Annotated in this window: 17 protein-coding genes and 1 tRNA gene; 12 read left to right on the top strand and 6 right to left on the bottom strand. The window is 47.8% G+C overall.

Annotation, left to right across the window (positions count from 1 at the left end):
- The first annotated feature begins 18 nt into the window (after positions 1-18).
- From ACA055_RS01405 to ACA055_RS01365, 9 genes are all read left to right on the top strand, one after another.
- Positions 19-546 (top strand): serine acetyltransferase, encoded by a 528-nt coding sequence (locus ACA055_RS01405; RefSeq protein ID WP_497682040.1) that lies wholly within the window; start codon positions 19-21, stop codon positions 544-546.
- Between the two features lie 103 nt (positions 547-649).
- Positions 650-725, top strand: a tRNA-Thr gene (locus tag ACA055_RS01400).
- Positions 726-896: 171 nt separating this feature from the next.
- Positions 897-2,219 carry a tyrosine-type recombinase/integrase gene (locus ACA055_RS01395; protein ID WP_497682039.1) on the top strand — a complete coding sequence of 441 codons (1,323 nt, stop codon included), beginning with the start codon at positions 897-899 and terminating at the stop codon, positions 2,217-2,219.
- A gap of 880 nt (positions 2,220-3,099) precedes the next feature.
- Positions 3,100-4,005: a hypothetical protein gene (locus tag ACA055_RS01390; protein ID WP_223543280.1), complete on the top strand. Its 906-nt coding sequence runs from the start codon at positions 3,100-3,102 to the stop codon at positions 4,003-4,005.
- Complete coding sequence (locus ACA055_RS01385; RefSeq protein WP_223543279.1) at positions 4,005-4,463, top strand: hypothetical protein; 459 nt, start codon at positions 4,005-4,007, stop codon at positions 4,461-4,463. The genes ACA055_RS01390 and ACA055_RS01385 overlap by 1 nt, the downstream gene beginning before the upstream one ends.
- Entirely contained in the window at positions 4,463-6,490 is a 2,028-nt protein-coding gene (locus ACA055_RS01380; RefSeq protein WP_497682038.1) for a coiled-coil domain-containing protein, read from the top strand. The genes ACA055_RS01385 and ACA055_RS01380 overlap by 1 nt, the downstream gene beginning before the upstream one ends.
- Before the next feature lie 1,038 nt (positions 6,491-7,528).
- Positions 7,529-8,509, top strand: coding sequence for an integrase domain-containing protein (locus ACA055_RS01375; RefSeq protein ID WP_497682037.1), 981 nt, complete (start codon positions 7,529-7,531; stop codon positions 8,507-8,509).
- Positions 8,506-8,856, top strand: coding sequence for a hypothetical protein (locus tag ACA055_RS01370; RefSeq protein WP_462003583.1), 351 nt, complete (start codon positions 8,506-8,508; stop codon positions 8,854-8,856). The genes ACA055_RS01375 and ACA055_RS01370 overlap by 4 nt, the downstream gene beginning before the upstream one ends.
- A gap of 58 nt (positions 8,857-8,914) precedes the next feature.
- Positions 8,915-9,409: a hypothetical protein gene (locus ACA055_RS01365; RefSeq protein WP_024778028.1), complete on the top strand. Its 495-nt coding sequence runs from the start codon at positions 8,915-8,917 to the stop codon at positions 9,407-9,409.
- A gap of 744 nt (positions 9,410-10,153) precedes the next feature.
- On the opposite strand, the gene ACA055_RS01360 is transcribed toward ACA055_RS01365, so the two are convergent.
- Complete coding sequence (locus ACA055_RS01360; RefSeq protein ID WP_024778026.1) at positions 10,154-10,483, bottom strand: hypothetical protein; 330 nt, start codon at positions 10,481-10,483, stop codon at positions 10,154-10,156.
- Positions 10,483-11,325, bottom strand: coding sequence for a hypothetical protein (locus ACA055_RS01355; protein ID WP_497682036.1), 843 nt, complete (start codon positions 11,323-11,325; stop codon positions 10,483-10,485). The genes ACA055_RS01360 and ACA055_RS01355 overlap by 1 nt, the downstream gene beginning before the upstream one ends.
- Positions 11,326-11,886: 561 nt before the next feature.
- Here ACA055_RS01355 and ACA055_RS01350 point away from each other — a divergent pair.
- A complete protein-coding gene (locus tag ACA055_RS01350; RefSeq protein ID WP_497682035.1) occupies positions 11,887-12,423 on the top strand; it encodes a Panacea domain-containing protein in 537 nt (178 codons plus the stop codon).
- Positions 12,413-12,796 (top strand): hypothetical protein, encoded by a 384-nt coding sequence (locus tag ACA055_RS01345; RefSeq protein ID WP_497682034.1) that lies wholly within the window; start codon positions 12,413-12,415, stop codon positions 12,794-12,796. The genes ACA055_RS01350 and ACA055_RS01345 overlap by 11 nt, the downstream gene beginning before the upstream one ends.
- A gap of 78 nt (positions 12,797-12,874) precedes the next feature.
- Here the strand turns inward: ACA055_RS01345 and ACA055_RS01340 are convergent, their stop codons facing one another.
- The 4 genes from ACA055_RS01340 to ACA055_RS01325 all read right to left on the bottom strand — a co-directional run bounded on the left by ACA055_RS01340 (position 12,875) and on the right by ACA055_RS01325 (position 16,690).
- Complete coding sequence (locus ACA055_RS01340; protein ID WP_497682033.1) at positions 12,875-13,585, bottom strand: SDR family NAD(P)-dependent oxidoreductase; 711 nt, start codon at positions 13,583-13,585, stop codon at positions 12,875-12,877.
- Positions 13,586-13,628: 43 nt separating this feature from the next.
- Positions 13,629-14,285, bottom strand: a complete 657-nt coding sequence (locus ACA055_RS01335; RefSeq protein ID WP_497682032.1) for a DsbA family oxidoreductase — start codon at positions 14,283-14,285, stop codon at positions 13,629-13,631.
- A complete protein-coding gene (locus ACA055_RS01330; protein WP_497682031.1) occupies positions 14,282-14,503 on the bottom strand; it encodes a tautomerase family protein in 222 nt (73 codons plus the stop codon). The genes ACA055_RS01335 and ACA055_RS01330 overlap by 4 nt, the downstream gene beginning before the upstream one ends.
- A gap of 591 nt (positions 14,504-15,094) precedes the next feature.
- The gene (locus ACA055_RS01325; RefSeq protein ID WP_497682030.1) at positions 15,095-16,690 is read right to left on the bottom strand and encodes an anti-phage dCTP deaminase; all 1,596 of its coding nucleotides are present in this window, start codon (positions 16,688-16,690) and stop codon (positions 15,095-15,097) included.
- 851 nt (positions 16,691-17,541) lie between these two features.
- Here ACA055_RS01325 and ACA055_RS01320 point away from each other — a divergent pair.
- The gene (locus ACA055_RS01320; RefSeq protein WP_140894119.1) at positions 17,542-17,823 is read left to right on the top strand and encodes a DUF3077 domain-containing protein; all 282 of its coding nucleotides are present in this window, start codon (positions 17,542-17,544) and stop codon (positions 17,821-17,823) included.
- Positions 17,824-17,870: the final 47 nt, after the last annotated feature.

Below are 17,870 nucleotides of genomic sequence, written 5' to 3'. Positions count from 1 at the left end.
TGCACCGGGGGCCACGTTTTGAATCTCGACACCTTGATATTGCATTGGCAGTCGGAAGTATCGAACAAGAAAAAGCGTGGCAGCCGTATCGGACTTATCAGCAACATCCTCAAGCGAACCCGGAAAAACAACACACTCCGGTATTTGTTCATGTACCGGCTGGCCCAGTACTTTTATTCCGGCAACAGTTTCGCGCGCTGGTATGCCAAGCGCCTGGAGAGAAAGCTCAATCTGAAATATGGGGTCGACATCAGTATTGACGCCCAAATAGGGCCAGGCTTTCGCATCGGCCACTTGCCGGGCGTAGTCATCACGGGCAGCGTCATAATCGGACAGAATTTTTTCATTCGCCAAAACACGACGATTGGCATTAAAACCCTGGGGCTGGCCGAGTACGACCTCGTCATTGGTGACAATGTCAGTGTGGGCGCCAACAGCAGCATCATCGCGGACACCCTGTCTATCGGGGATAACGTCACGATCGGGGCCATGTCGTTCGTCAACAAAGACATCCCTGAGGGGGCCACATTTTACAACGCTCGATGACCGCAAGGCCTGCAAGAAAACCCCGACAGAGGCCTGCGCAAAAATAGTCTGAATTCAGGGGTTTACAGAACCAACCCAATCGCTATAATCGTCGCCCTAACACGCCGGTATAGCTCAGTTGGTAGAGCAACTGACTTGTAATCAGTAGGTCCCGGGTTCGACTCCTGGTGCCGGCACCATACAAGGTTCCAGAGAAGGCTTTCAAAATCTCTGGAACCCCCGAAAAACCCGCCTTCTGGCGGGTTTTTTCGTTTTGGGGTTCTGTCGGGTTACGTCAAAATCTGGTGGATTCCAGCCGTTTTAGGGGTAATGTTAGGGGTAAGGTAATTCGATAAAGGGGGAGTACCCTTATGTCGCGCACCACTGCTCCACTCTCCGATTCGGCTTGCCGCTCAGCCAAGCCCACCGACCGCGCCTACAAGCTTTTCGACGGCGACGGCCTCTACCTTCTAGTCCAACCCAATGGCCGTAAAGGCTGGCGTCTCAGGTATGTCAAACCTGATGGACGCGAAGGACTGACCTCGTTCGGCAGCTATCCCGTGGTCGGCCTCGCCGATGCGCGCAACAAGCGCCTGGAGGTCAAGCGGATGCTGGCGAAAGGCATCGACCCCATAGAGACCAAACACCAAGCCAAGACGCAGGCCGCAATCAAAGGCCGAACCTTTGAAAGCGCCGCACTGGACTGGCACAAAGCGATGTCTGCCAAATGGGCTCCGGGCCATGCCAAGACCGTCCTGAGCCGTCTCAAAACCCATGTCTTCCCGCTGATCGGCGCTCGCTCTATTGTCGATCTGGACACCCATGACCTGATGCAACCTCTGGAAGCGATCCAGAAACGCGGCACGATTGACGTCGCTTTAAGGGTACAAAACTACCTGCAAAGCATCATGCGCGAGGCGAAACGAGCTCGACAGATCGCGGCAAACCCTGCCTCCGACCTTGAAGGTTTGATCAAAGCTCCGAGGGTGATTCACCGCCCTGCTTTACCCTTATCGCGTCTGCCTGAATTGCAGGAGCGTATCGACACCTACAGAGGCCGCGCACTTACCCGGCTGACGGTCATGCTCTCGCTGCATGTGTTCGTACGCTCCAGCGAACTGCGCTTCGCCCGCTGGGGCGAGTTCGACCTCAAGCGCGGCACCTGGGAGATACCGGACACTCGTCCGGCATTGGACGGAGTGCCCTTTTCCACAAGGGGTACAAAGATGGCCGGGGACATCCACCTTGTACCCTTATCGCCGCAAGCCGTGACTCTGCTTGAACAGATCCACGTCCTCACCGGCGAATTCGACCTGGTGTTTGCAGGCGATGCCAAGCCCTGGAAACCCATGTCTGAAAACACGGTGAACAGCGCACTCAGAAAAATGGGCTATGACACCAAAACCGAACTCTGCGGTCATGGCTTTCGCTCAATGGCCTGTAGTGCACTGATTGAATCAGGACTGTGGTCCGAGACCGCGATCGAAAGGCAGATGAGCCACAAGGAACGCAACAACGTCCGCGCCGCTTACATCCACAAGGCCGAGTTCATCGAGGAGCGCAGACTGATCATGAACTGGTGGAGCCGGTACTTGGAGGCCAACCGGCAGGAGCATGTCACTCCACACGAATTCGCGAACCAGACCGGACCGAACGTCACTCGCTTAAAAGCAAAACGTGGTGCAACTGAGTAAGCGCTCGGTCTTCATATCTCAGTGATCCGCTTGTCCACGCGGGTCCATCCAAACAGGGCTGCAAAGCCGCCCTGTTTGGATGGACCTCACTTAAAAAATCTAAAGCCCACCCAACGGTCTGTGGAAAACCACTGATTTCCACAGGTGGATAATTTAACCCACAACTTCAGACGCGCCGGAATCAAGGGGGTTACACATTGTCCCCAACTCTAGGCGAAAACGAACAATCACTTCCGCTGAAGGCTCAGTTCGACTGATGCACTAGGAACCACAAACCGAAAATCCCAAATTGTGGACTGAAACAGTCGAACCGCAACAACCCGGTTGAAAGAGGTGTTTGCGTTGCGGCCCATAGACGCTCCTGTAAAGCTGATGGCAAAATTGTGGCACACTGCGTTGAGAGGGCGAACCTCGCCCATGGCAAGCAGCAATCTCGACCAAAATGCACATTTTGGTGGGCATCCATCGAAGAAAGGACTGGCAAGGCCCAGACCTTTAATGGAAAGCCGTCAAAGGAGCAGTAAACTTCAATCGTCAGCGAAGTTGAGAAGGAGTTCAATGAAAATCCGCGCAACGAGTCTAGCTGGCCCTCTCAACGCCAATCCCCATTGCTGTTGCCTTCGATTAGAGCTGAAAAATCGCGTAGCCTCCAAAAAACTCATTAGGCTTAACCTATACGCACATGTCTGCTCTCTGGCTAATACCTGGGCCAAGCGTAAAGCCGTTATACCTATAAATATTTATCACAAAACCGTCCAAATCTTTAAGTGGCCACCTCTACAAAATCTAAAGATGCTTACAGTTGTAAGTTCTAACCAAAGCCGATATCAAAATAAAACAAATTCCAAAAAAATAGTGATTCATATCTGGGAACGTTGAAATGAGCGGCTTTATTGAAAATCTCTCGCCAAAGGAATGGGAAAGTTTTTGCGAAGTAATGCTTAGACAGCATTTCGGTGCAAAAAATTTCTACACTGTCCCCGATCAAGATGGCGGAGATTTAGGCTTAGAGTTTTACACGATTGATGGGACAATATTTCAGTGCTACTACCCAGACAGCGGTATTGAAATGGGAATATATAAAAAAAGAATACAAAAGAAAATAAACGACGATCTTAAAAAACTCAAAGAAAACGAAAAAGAAATATTAAAACTAATTGACGACATCAAAATAAATCAATGGGTACTACTAACCCCTGAATTCAAGTCTAAAGACTTAATTTCATACTGTAACAAAAAGAAAAAAGAAGTAATACTTGAAGACATTTCCTATATAGAAAACTCCACATTCAAAGTAAAAATAGAGACAGCAGAGAGCTATCCCGATGGTAAGCTTTATGCTCAAGGCGTTTACAATGCAGCAATCAACATTCCATTATTAACTGTTGATGAAAGCTTACGAAATACTTGGATATCAAGTAATGCGCAGTTCTCTTCAAATATCGCAAGAAAATCCACCAAATTAATGGGTGAACGGAGTGAAGATTTCCAAAACATTGTCGTTTCAAAATATATTCAGATTGATAAATTTCTTGAACAGCTTCGTGATGATCACCCGAACCTTCATGCGACAATCGAAGATAGTGCAAGAGCGCAGTTAGAAAGCATAAAAGAGAATTCCATATTCCTATCGAAGCTAGATTCTGACTTTGTAAAAAGTATTGTTGAAAATAATAAAGAAGCCTTTTCAAAGCACTCGAAATTCATGTCCGACACTAACGTTCAATCATTAACCTTTGGCTATCTTTCCAAATGGATTGCAGAGTGCTACATGGACTTTAAATAATGAAAAATGAACGTCAGATAACTCCGATAATAAGTGATAAGCCATACCCTATACCTATAGAGATGCGGCCACTCTGGAGGATCTCGCTGATTATTATCAGTATTGAGCGGGTATCCAACGAAAAGAAATACTTAGATTCCAAAAAACTTAACATATTGATCTGGATGCTTATTAGAAAAAATAGATGGCCAGAATATGAAGACTATTTAAAAGATCGAACCCTTGATATACCCCTAATATCAGTGGATACAGCGACATACAAAGCAATCGAGATTTGTGTGGCAAAAGCATTGGTTACATTATCCGATGGTAGAGTCCACATTACAGATGCTGGTCAAGATATCTATAGAACCATTCTTGAAAGCGCAGTGATGCAAGAAGAAATAGATTTTTTAGATAACTTTGGAAAAAAACTCACTGACGCTAAAGTTAAAAGCCTCACAGGGGGACTAATATAATGCTTGGTCTAAAAATCAAAGAACTAGAAATCTCCGTCAATACTTCAAGCGGCCCTTTCTCTGCAAAGCTATTTTTTAATGACGGCTTGAATATAATACGTGCAAATAACTCCTCCGGCAAATCAACCTGTATTAACGCCATTGCATTTGGACTCGGGCTTGAGGCAATTCTCGGCCCAAGTCGTAAAAGACCGTTCCCCAAGTCCCTCTATGAAGTCATTTACAAAAGCAAAACCGACGAGACACCATATTTAGTACAAAGCTCCAATGTGCAATTAAAGATAGTCAATAGTCGCGGAGATGAGGCAACCCTACTAAGAGAAATCGAAGGAAACAGCCAAAAAATCACGGTTAGCTCATTGATATCAACGCAAGATTATTTTCTAGGTGCAGCTGGAGAAGTTGGCTCTGCAAAAAGCGAACTAGGTTTTCATCACTGGCTTGCAAAATTCATTGGTTGGACGCTCCCTGAGGTAGTTACTTTCGATGGCAAAGAAACAAAACTATATCTAGAATGTATATTTCCTCTATTTTTCATCGAACAAAAACGCGGATGGTCAGAAATACAAGCAAACATACCTACCCATTACAACATCAGAAATGTTAAGAAAAACGCAGCCGAATTCTGCCTAGGATTCAACAGTTTTGAGCAAGAGAAAAAGATCTTCATGCTCAAAGCCAAAGTAGATTCCGCGGAAAAAGAGTGGGAAAAAATAAGATCTACCGCCGAAAGTATCGCCGACTTCAACAGTGTCAGAATCAATATAATCCCCGACATAGAAAAAACAAAGGAAAAGGCGTACGTGAACTTCTCCTACTTAGAGAATGACATATACATAAGCCTAAACAACCAGCGATCCTCGCTCAAAAAACTAATCGAAAAACTGAGCAACGGCATTTCTGAAAACCAACCAAGTAATGAGAAGATTGAATCGCAAGCGAGTATAATCCGCACCCTTCAGAGAGAGTCGGAAAATACAGCAAGAAAAATAGAGAATTCACTACTATCTCTATCGGAGACGGATAAAAAAACGTCAACTTTGAAACATGATTTAAACCAATACCAACAGTTGCGACGACTTAAATCTGTGGGAAGTGTCATCAATGATGAGCTAGACATTTCCAAATGTCCAATTTGTGACAGCAACATGTACGACACCTTAGGTTCTAACTCAACCCAAAGAGCGCCTATGACGCTCGAGGAAAATATTGAATTCCTCAAAAATCAAATAGACTTCTTCAGTTCTATCAAATTAAAGACCGCCGGAGAAATCCAACAATTCCAAGCTAGCTCTAAGCTAATCCAAGCACGACTAGGCGTCGAGCAAGATAAGCTAAATAATTTAAGAGCCGACTTTGAGGATATAAATGCCGCAACAAAAGCAATCCTAAGAGAAAAAATACAAGCAGAAATACAACTTAAGGAAGTGGAAAAGCTCCAAGATTCAGAAAAAAATCTTAATGAGCAAATTGAACGAATTCAATCCGCGTGGCGTACGGCTTCTGACTCATTGAGGCTGGCAAGAAAAAACAGCTCTGAAACTAATAAGTACGCGACCATAACAAAATTAGAACAGATAATACGACGCAACCTTGAGTCATTCCAATTCGATCACGCGGCAATAAATTCCATATCTGTGTCGGATCAAACTTTGCGACCAGAGCAAGAGGGATATGATATTGTAGCAGAAACTTCTGCGAGTGATTATATCCGTGTTATTTGGGCTTATACTCTCGGACTTTTAGAACTCGCAGGAACGGAGAAAGAGATAAACCATGGTGGTTTTGTGGTATTTGACGAACCGCGACAGCACGAAGCAAGTAAAAATAGCTTTATTTCATTGATCGATACAGCGTTAAAAAGCAAGTCTTATGGTGGCCAGGTTATTTTCGCCACGAGCATGGAAAAAAGCGAACTGGAAAGTGCATGCAAAGGCAAGGATCTGAATATATACTTTTTTGACGACTACATACTTAAACCATCAGTTCAAAAAACAGCCCCCTCTGAAAGCAGTCCCCTTATATAATAAAGTGCAGATTAAAGTATGTTCTCTTGTAGCAGGGTCGACTAGCATGTGTAGACCCTGCTCATTAAAAACACCTAAATTGAGCTAGACCAAATCTCGCCCCCCTAACGCACATCATTTAAAAGCAATATATGACGCATATCGAACAGGGCTATGCTCGCATATTGCGGTGATTCTATTGTCGGACCACGGAGCCTCCCTGCTTGCATGAAGCTCACTTAAAAAATCTAAAAGCCCACGCAGCTGTCTGTGGAAAACCACTGATTTCCACGGGTGAATAATTTCATCCACAGCCGCAGAATTCCCGAAAGTTCGAGCCTTGACCCAAATTATCCACAGGCGTAGAAAAGATCGGGCAAAGCGCTGTCTTTGACAGCAACCCAGGTAGCCAGAACCTTTAAGGCTACGCCACACAGTGGTGGTTCTCCCAAAGTGCGATTAGCGTCCGGCGGCTCGCACGGTCACAGCGATGTGATGGATGCCTACTCTTACCAGTGTGCCCACTGCGGCAACTTCCCTCTTTCATAGCTGCCCTGCAGCAACCTATCCGCTTGGCCATTTCATTGCGCCAACCTGCGCCCGTCTCTTTCTCCCGGAAAGAGACGGGCGCTCCTACCACTGCTGCAGCTCACCTCGTACAAGGCATTGCGGCATTTCCCCTCGTGACAATCGGCGTGACAAACACCTAAGTCACCAGCAACAGCGATGCAGATGATGGTGCCGCAGCCTATGGAATGGACTGCACCTGACTGACAGTCAGGCATACCCCGGTCATCGCATTACTGCCTTCACCCGGCTCAGGATCTCGCGGCGTTGGTCTCGTCAGCCAGCGCAGCCTCCACCCGCCCACTTCCTCGGAAGTGCTCAGGAGGCCAGATCATGAGAGGCCCAAGCTCCCGGTCGAAAAGAGCCGCCAGTCCCGCGTTAGTGGACAACCCTCACAGGTCGCAGGGGCCTTGATCCCTGATAACACTCAACATTCGTGGCGGGATGACGTGGGGAAGGTTTTAACGGTTTGGCTTCGAGAGGAGTTCGGTCATGGCATTGGTCGGTAGGCGAGATGGGCGCAATTTCGGCTATGGCCGGCAATTGAGTTATGCCGGGCCACAGGCGTTGCGCGATCTATTTGGCGGCGGACATTACGGGACGGTCAAGGCGCACAGTGATCGTTGGCAGGCGTTTGTACGCTGGTGCCGGTCGGAGGATGGGCCAGGGTTTAACGATGCGCGGCAGATTGATCGGCAGACCTTGCTGGACTACGCCGGACATCTGCGCCAGCAAGTTGAAGATGGTGAGTTGGCCATCGCGACCGCGCAAAACCGATTATCCAGTGTGAACCGGACCATGGCCGCGCTGCGCGGTGATCAATATGTGAAAGTGCCAAGTCCAAGCAAAGCATTGGGAATGCAACGCTCCCACACTCGCACAGCAGTTTCCCAAGGTCAGGATCGCGAGCAAATAAAGCGAATCGTCGATGCGCTTTGCGAACACCAACTCGCGCGCGCGGCGGCCATTGCACTGTTGGCACGCGCCACTGGGATGCGCTTGCGCGAGGCCATTTTGGCCGACATTCCACGCCTGAAGCGTGAGGCCGAACACTACGGCAAGATCAACATCCAGAATGGGACCAAAGGTGGCCGTTCGGGTGTGTCAGCTCCTCGTTGGATCAAGGTGGATGAGAATATCCATGAAGCTCTCAGGCATGCCGAAAAGGTCTCACCCGATGGCAGCCGAAACCTGCTTGCGCCGAACGAAAGCTATATGGATTTCCAGCGAGGTGCCGTACGCCCAGCACGAGATGTTCTTCACACCCAGAACCTAAAAGGCTTCCACGAACTGCGCGCAGCCTATGCATGCGAACGCTACGAGCAGATTACCAATCATTTAGCGCCCATCAACGACGGCAGGTGTAGCCAACTTGATCCAGGGCTTGATCGAGAGGCACGCTCACAAATCAGCTATGAATTGGGGCACGGTCGTATCGGCGTAGTATCGGCGTACATCGGTGGTCAAGGATGAATAAGCCATTCAACATGGAGCTTTTTCTCCTAGGGGTTCTGACCGGTTCTTACGCCACACGCAATCGTCACCTACGCCAATCAAAGGCCATCCAAGTAGCGATTTCTAAACGCTGGCACCGAGATAACCCATGGACCTGGCAGCAAAAGCATCTCGACTGGTTTTTAAATCACCATGTGAATCATCGCTCCAAGTCAACGCGCTATTACTATCTGCTGACAGTGAATCTTCTCATTCGTCGCTTAGGAAAATCCTGGAAATTCAAAGTACTAGGTGAAAATTCGTATCCATCGCGAACCTCAGGTGAGGTGCACTTGACCACCACAGATCGATTTAGATTGACCTGATTGAGGTCATTGGGCCAGCATTGACATAGGGTAAAAAACACTTAATGGAGATGTAGCTTTGTCAATTTTCGATAGCGTAATCCAAGAGCACGATAAGAAAAAAGCAGAGATGGAAGCGCGCATTGCAGATGCGCAGGCGCTCAAGCAAGCAGCACAAAATGATTTCGTAGAAAAGTTCAACGCAACGGTATCGAGTGTTGTAGAACCGATCTTCGCGGAGTTTGTCGCAGATGCAAAAAAATATGGCTTCCCGGCTGAGGTAGAGGAAATTCGCAGTAGAGAGGAAACTATTTATGTTTCCTTACGTTTGATCCCAGAGAAAGGGGCGGTTTTTGGAACAAATAGAAGTGCCCAAGTAGTGTTCTCAATCAACGGAATGATCACCTCTCAGAAAGTAGAATATGTAAGCTATTACGATCAGCGTCCCGGGAAACACGGGACCGACCGTACTGATTTTGGACTACCCTCCCTAAATAAGGACGTTATCGAGCGTGAACTTGCAAAATTTTTGAAGATGGCAATACACGCGAGAAGCGTACCAGAGCAGTACTGACACCACTCGGCACCGCAATCACCGATACACGGAATGTCCTTGCAGAACACGTGTTGCCTTATTTTGACTACCTTCTTTAGCTTTATCGGCCCACGATTGCAGCAAAAAAGTGATGGGCGTTAGCGTTGACTCGTCAACGCTAACATTCGGACCCCGCGGGGGCCAACGGCCAGGCCATAGCTAACTCCACGGATCATTTTTCAGCCGGCACAATTTCCGCACCAGAAACGACTCGTAATTCGAGGACAGACCACGATTCCTAGCTTAAATGAATATGCAGACGCCAAATTAATCGTGGTCTGTCCCCGTTTTTTTTTCTCCGATCTCTGGATGTTTTTTTGGACGACAGAAATCAAGCTGATTTACTTATTCCCAAGATGCCCTGAGGAATAAATAAATCCAACTTTCAATAAGGGCAGACAAAATTAGTACACATTAACCCTAGGCGCTATTTTTATTCTATTTAAAATATCAATATCTTCTTCATACTCCTGCTGAGTCAGCAGCAATACCGAGAGTTTAATACCAAACAACGACTCAAACTTCTCTTTATTTATATCATTGCAGCCCCTCAAGCTAGCCCACGCACGGGTACCGGGGCCTTCATAACTACAGATCATTAAATCACAGTCGCCATAAACTCCGTCGTGTCGAGCAACACTACCAAAGATAAAGGCCAACTTAATGGCCTTCACGTCTGACTGATATTTGTCTCGCAACCAAAGCCTATACACATCACTACGTTTAATAGGAGTCTCCGGCGTGTAGAATTGCAAAAAACTGCTTCATATTATCTAAAACTCTAATATTCCTCGTTCGACCGTACATTTTAGCCGCACCAGTAACCTTGCTGAAATGTGAAGGCACGATTAATGTAACCCCGAGGCCGGCAACTCGGTCAATGACATCATCCCCGATCAAATACTCTTGCCCGTCGGGAATATAAACAATCTCCTCGGCCGAACCACCACTTTCCAACCTATATTCGATTTTTAGACACCTTCCTCCCGGAAACGAGGTTGATATAATCCTATCGTGATTCTCAATCTGTGCCTTCAACCATTGAACACCCATTATGCACTGAGCTCCTTTTCCTTGCTCTTAAGTTTACTTATTACCAAACTGCGCACTTTAACTATGTTACCAAGTAATTCGTTCGGGTAGGGAAACTTTCCATGCAGGCTGTTGGCCTGTTTTCTAAAAAGCATATAAGACTGAGCATGCTTTACATAATAAAAATAGTTATCAAGATCATCCGATGGGTCAATTAGATAAGATTTTGTTTTTATAATTTCTACTATCGATTCATTATTAGGCAAAATGACTTCATTGACTATATCATCCCAAAGCTCAGCAGCCTCTCCCCCTTTATAAAAATCTTCGGGAAATGTTTTAGGCCCTAGCGACTGAAACATATCATAATTAGTACTAACCAACGCATTTAGCGGGTCATAGAATTCGGATAGCTGATTTTTAATATGCTTATACGAATCAACTGCAAGTTCTTTCTTTATGGCTGCCTTGGATGCTTCTCTGAGGTTATAAATTGACACGAAGTTAGTAACAATTAAGGCAATCAGAGGCACCCATATCAAAAAATCTACTGGACTCAAACTAGACCACCAAGAATCCGAATGGATATCCGTCTCCTTTTGATCAATATACCCCGTAGGATTTGGCCGTAGGATTGGGGTGATTTCTTCCAATCCATACGTAAAATCATCGTCCACAACCATAGAACTAGGATCATGATAGCCGATGATTGCTCGATCAAACTTCAGCGCAGGTTGTTGCAAACTTAAAACCTGCATATCACTTGCTGCAGCACTGAAATTTAAAATAAGTAGCCATACCAGCCAAATAAAACTAGAGATAATTCTCAGACGACCGAGAAAACACACAACTGTTTTCAACATCCTTTTAATCCATTAAAAATAAAGTATCAACTGATCACCAAAATCAATTTCTGCCATCAATCGTAAACTATAACCATATAAGCCTGCAACACTTGCTAGACACAGTTAATTATCAACCCGAGAGTTTTAGACTTACAGTCTGACATGCCCAAATATCCAAAATATCTTTACTATTGCCCTACGTACCTGCATCGGCATTTTGCATCACAAGGGTATCAGTAGAGATAGAAATTACATTACAGAAAAAATAATCCCTATAAATCAATAGATTAATATCCAATTCGACTCCTGGTGCCCATACAAAACAAAGCCCTCGTAGAAATACGAGGGCTTTGCTGTTTCTGCCCTTCGTAAAAAACCCTGCGTAAAATTCTTGAAATGCTTTTATAGCCAGCGATTCCCAAAAGCTGTCTATGCTTCGTCCTGGACCTCGCGAGCACACTGTTTATAGACACAGTCTGCAGAGGCTTCACTGCAAACCCATTAGGTGGCCTCAAGGTTCGGCGCGACGTTTTCCCGCCTGAGCCAAGGTGTTAGTGCAATCTCAGGAAGAGACGACAGGTGCATCAGCGTCTGGGGGATTTCAACGTGTTCAGCCCTAAATCAATCGCTAATTACTTTCTCGAACTGGCAGCAGCCAGCGGAGAGTCGATCAGTCCGATGAAACTTCAAAAGCTGGTTTACTACGCGCATGGCTGGTACTCCGGTTACACCAAGAAACCTTTGATCGACGAAGCGATTGAGGCGTGGCAATACGGTCCGGTCATTCCGTCGCTGTATTACGAATTCAAACGTTTCGGCTCGGGCGTGATCAAGGGGAAAGCGGTGGAGTACGAAGGTTTGGGCAGCCCGGCAGCAGTGACACCTCCGGGAGATCCTGACATTCGCAAATTTCTCACCAAAGTCTGGATTAGCTACGGCCGGTACACGGGTGTCGCTTTATCAGAGATGACCCACGCATCGGGTACTCCATGGGATACGACCTGGAGCAAATGCCCGGGTGTTCGCGGCCAGGACATACCGTTCGAGCAAATCATCAACTGGTTCGGCGCAGCCGTTGCTAAAACCCAACAACCGGTCGCCCAGCTTGAATGTTGATGCCAGGCAAATCCCACAAGCGCAGAGCATCGACGAACTGATAATTGATCCAAAGGCAGAAGCCGTTTCTCCTCAGCAACGACTCGGTAGCGGCAACGAAGAAGTCAGATTTTTTACTGAAGCCGGCGAGCAGTACAAGCTCCTGCACAATCAGCAGAGTCTGGGCCTGCTAGGCAAGTTATGGGGATCAAGCTGCTCCGCCCCCACCAACATCGCTGGGTTGCTACTCCTGATGTGTTTTGTCATGGGAGGCCTGAGTTTCGCGGTAGACCAGAATGCCGAAATCATCTCCGCTCGAAGCTGGCTGTTTGGCGTCACCACTACGATTCTCGGTTTTCTGTTCGGAGCCCGAACGGCTAGTAAATCCGAATAAGTGGAGCCCCAGATACAAAACAAAGCCCTCGTAGCAATACGAGGGCTTTGTTGTTTCCGGGGTTTGTAAATTCTGGTCTTAGTGACCGGCGCTCTGCCCACCATCAACGTGCAGGATTTCGCCAGTGACAAAGTTGGCGCTGTCCAAATATACGACCGCCTGAGAAATGTCGCTGATCTCCCCCATGTGCCCGACCGGGTGCAAATTCCCCAGTGCTTCGTGGGTTTCTTCGCCGTGCATCGGAGTCTTGATGATGCCGGGGCTGACCGCATTCACCCGAATCCCGCGCTTGGCGTATTCGATGGCCAGGGATTTGGTCGCCGCGTTGAGGCCACCTTTGGTCAGCGATGCCAGTACCGACGGCACACCGTCGATGGCGTGGTCCACCAGGCTGGTGGTGATATTAACGACGTGGCCGCTGCCCTGTTTTTCCATCTCGGTGATCGCGAGTTGGGTGATGTAGAAGAAACCATTCAGGTTCACCGACAGTACCGCGGCGTAATCTTCGGGGGTGTAAGCGGTGAACGGCTTGGCAACGAAAATACCGGCGTTGTTGACCAGAGTATCGATGCGGCCAAAACGTGCGATGGCTTCACGGATCACTTGTTGGGCGACCGCTGGGTCGCCGATGTCGCCTGCCACGGTGAGGATGTCCGGGTCGGTGGATGGTTTGATCGAACGCGAAGTGGCGACAACTTTGTAATCCAGTTCGCGGAAGGCTTTGACCATGCCTGCGCCGAGACCTTGGGATGCGCCGGTGATAACGATGACTTTTTTCGAATTGCTCATGATGAACCTCTACAAATTAAGAATGGTTTGAAAAAGTAAGTAATCAGGCTTCGGCTGGGGCCTTGGCCATTTGTCTCAACATCTGTTCGTAGTACTCGACCGACTGCGAACCGGACACCAGGTGACGACCGTTCAGCACCATGGCCGGAACCGAGTTGATGCCGTGCTGGCGGTAGAACGATTCAAGCTCACGCACTTCTTTGGCAAATGCGCCGGACGCCAACACCTCTTGAGCAGCCGCTGCATCCAGTCCCGCTTCAGCAGCCAGACCCACCAGCGTCTCGCGATCGCTCGGGTTCTGGCCGTCGGTGAAGTAAGCGCGCAACAGGATCTTCTTGAGAGCTACTTGCCGCCCTTCCTGCAACGCCCACAACAGCAACCGATGCGCATCAAACGTGTTGTAGAAGTGAGTGCGCTTCTCCAGATCGAACTTGAAACCCAGGGCCGCGCCACGTTCGATCTGCATCGCTTTGCCAGCGGCGACGTCTTCGGCAGTGCGTCCATATTTGCGCATCAAATGCTCGACCGCTTTTTCGCCGACTGCCGGCATGTCCGGGTTCAACTCGAAGGGCTTGTAGGTCAGCTCCACCGAAATTTCACCGGCCACGTTCTCGATCGCCTGCTCTAGCGCCGTCGCACCCAAGGCACACCACGGGCACACCACGTCGGAGATGAAATCGATGGAGACGGTCGTGGTCATGACTGCCCCTCCGTCTCAGCCAGCTGCTTGCGGTACTGGGTGGTGGTGATGCCGGCGTAGCCCCAGTTATCGGTGTCGACTTCTTCGATCACGATGTGGGTCAGGTGCGGATCCTTGTTGAGGACGCGTTCCAGGGTTTCAGTGATTTCGGCGATCACCTGAGCTTTCTGCTCAGAGGTAACGCCATCGCGGGTGATGCGTACGCTTACGAAAGGCATGAGGAATCTCCAAGTGACCTTCCCTTCGGAATGAATGGGTAGGCGTTGGAGTTCAATGTATGGAGTTAGCTGGAGGGGATAAAGGTGGGGGCGGGAACATCATTAGTTACGCGGTGTAACCAATATAAGAGGATGTCGACTAAATGAGGATTGTTTAGTAGCTGTGTTTTCGTGCTTAGGACAATTCTTTTCGCGACTTTTTGAAATATTTCTTGATAACTAGGGGTCGCACTATCATCTGGCATTCGATCGAAATACGTTTTTTGCAGATTGCGTGCATCCCAAATAAAAAATGGCCTCACATTAATGTGAAGCCATTTTTACAATCTGTTGGCACTGTTGAAAATGCAAACAACAAATCGTTAAAAATCAATAACTTATATTCATTTTACTTTGTCTTGCGCTTTAATTCTTGCGTATCAAAAAAGCGCGAATCAGAAGAAGCTTTAAGAAAAATATCCGATCCCTCCAGTCGCATACTGGATTTGATAGAGTCAGGCCAACTATCCAAGGCTTTCTGTGCTTTCAAGACTTGTTCCGCTAGACTGCTTGACTTTTTCATGATCTCTCTACTCAGGGGGTTACTAACGACTAGGATAGTTTAACTTTTAGCTTTTTGGCAAGCCGGGGGATCTCGATTGCCGTAATTGCTGTTTCAATCTCCCGATAGACGGTAGCAAATCGAAGAAATCTAGGCCTTGCGCTTCCTTGCCAATCAAAAGCCTTTCCATGCACATCCTTCCTGGTATCTCTAGCGTCAAAAATATCCTGATATTGTCGTGGGGCAACGCCCTCAAACGGCTCAAAACTCACATGACTGTTTGATGGTGTAACGGGATCCACAACGATTGCGTCTTGATGAAGTTGTTTAGCTTTGCTTTTCGGATATGGTTCGATATATACGACTCGCTTGATGCCACTGGCGACTATATGCCTAGCGCACATATGGCAAGGAAAAGTTGTGCAATACAAGGTACCACCCTGCACTGATACTCCTAAACGAGCAGCAGTCATTAATCCAGCCATTTCTGCATGAACACTACGCCCAAACTCCAACAGATTCATAACACGACTGCCTTTTAAAACAAATTTTTTATCCCCTGAAATAAGTTCATGAACTAAATTATCAAAGTCAAGTTTCTTATTTTTAGCCCTTAACAAACCACCTTCTTTTAACCTTTCTAAAAGCTCGCCCAATACTTGAACTCTCTCCTCAGCCATCGAGTCAATTCCGCGAAGAAAGTCCCTTGCGTCACCTTTATCACCAGGCCAATATAGGTCGCCGCCGGCTTTTGGAACGTCATTGCATCCAACAGCTATCAAGTCTCCTTCCGGGTGGAGTATCGCAGCTCCCACCTGCCGGTTCAGATCAGCGGATCGAAGTGCCGCCGAGCGAGCATGATACATTCCATGCTCGTCACGAGTAGGAGTCAAAAATACGTTACCAAACAGGAGTTCAAGAAACCTACTTACCTGACTATCTAGAGAGGCTCTATCACGCCCATCAATAAATAAGTCTGCCATAGGAAAAGCATCTTTCACGTCCTGCCCCAACGAAGTGTTTTCTTCAACCTCGTCCCTTTCCACCAGTTTTTCTGCTTTTGCCCGCGCGTTACTTCCATTGCCAAACTGAGACTTAGTTATTCTTTCGGAAAGAGCAGAAACTCGGACATCTCGTGGAGAATAAACCGAGATCAAAAAGAAGCCTTTACCATAAACGGTCCGTAACGTTTCTACTTCATGAGGATGTTTTAACGATCTCAAAATGAACGCACGGTGTGCGCTCTTCTTCTTTTTATCAGTAGCTCTGGCGTTTGCAATTGCTGCAATTGCTAATGAAGCGACGGCATCTCCTCGCTCACCTTCAACTCGAAGCTTAGTGCCCTCATCCATCAATGCTTTTATTCTTTTATGCTCCGGTTCTTTTTTATGATTGGAACCAAAAAAATCTTCAATACATTCACTTAACCTAATAACACTCGACCCATAATCAAGTGTCCGAAGTTTGCTTTTTAGAACGGCTATCACCGGATCCAAGCTAACACCGATAGGCCCCACAAGCCCAAACACCAAGTCTGGATAGGGGTAAGGTGTTAGAAATGAGCGTTCCTCGGATTCAAGATCCGAATCGAACACCCCAAGTTTCAGAGCTGCATTCTTTGATGAGCTACTTTTCTTAGCTGCCATATCATCCCTTAATATTCGCGCTGAAATCACTTCTACCGCAGCACTACGCCTAGCGTACTTCCATCAAATATAGAACACGAATCTTGAATGTAAACCCAGTACCCTATAAAAATTTTACTCAGCTGCAAATGCTCTTTTTGTCGCATTAAATTAGAAAAGTACGCCTACTTTTATGCTTGCATCACTCGCCACAAAAATTTTTACTCTGTTTTATTGTTTGAGTTCGTTCGTAAGCCACGCAACAGCTCAGGATGCTTATTTAAAATACGCGGTTTCTGTGCTGCACTTGTCGGTTGCCACGGCCCTCATTCCTTAGTCTGTAAAGCTCTCGAGCTGACGCCAGGCTCGCGTTTTGGCAGCAGCTAGCAGCCGAAACCTCTGTCACGCGAGCTGCTTCGCTGGATTTCATTTGACGCGCTTAACTCAGCAAGTCCTGCTGAAACCGCCCGCCCCCCCGAAATATGCACACCCACGCCACCACCTAGCCACGATTGCGCATCTTTCCCCCTCAAGCTACCTTCAGACCGTCGCTGCCAATTCAGCGACCGGGCCTGATAACCCGAGTAAGATACAGGCGCACAAGCGCCCCAAATCACGATTGTCGGCGTTTTTTTGTGCCTGCATTTCCGTGTAATGGCGGCTGTGCGTGGGAGACCTTCGGGTCTGCCGGGTTCCTGTATCTCCGGTTTATCAGCCCGCGCATAGCTGCCACCCATTCGCCTGATAACGAACGTGGTAGCTCTAACTTTGATTCAGGAGTTTTTGCTGATGCCCGCTATCGTTCCGTTCGAAATTTGCGCTACGTCTCCCCCGCTCCGCGCCCACCACCGCCCAAAAACCGGAGGTGCCCAATGACCAACCCCCAAGACCTGAAAACCATCGGCCTCACCCCTTTCTCCTACCACGGCAACCAACCACTGTTCCGCATCAACGCCGGCGTTCCGGTCATCCAGGCCCTCTCCCACGCCTCCGATCTGCTCCACATCGCCAAACTTCTCGCATCTGACGCCGCCATGGTTCGTGACACCGACCGGCATGCCTGGGCGTCGCATTTTTTGCAGGATATGAGTAAGGCGATCATTGATGACGTAGCGAAGGTGCTCGATGCACCGGGTAACAATCGTAACCAGTGACGTCGTCACGTAGACCCAAGCCGCACGCGTAAAAAAACCCCGATCAA

This window comes from Pseudomonas sp. LBUM1657, from assembly GCF_059716075.1.
The sequence above is the reverse complement of the archived record's forward strand: the minus strand, read 5'-3'. Positions and strand labels throughout refer to the sequence as shown.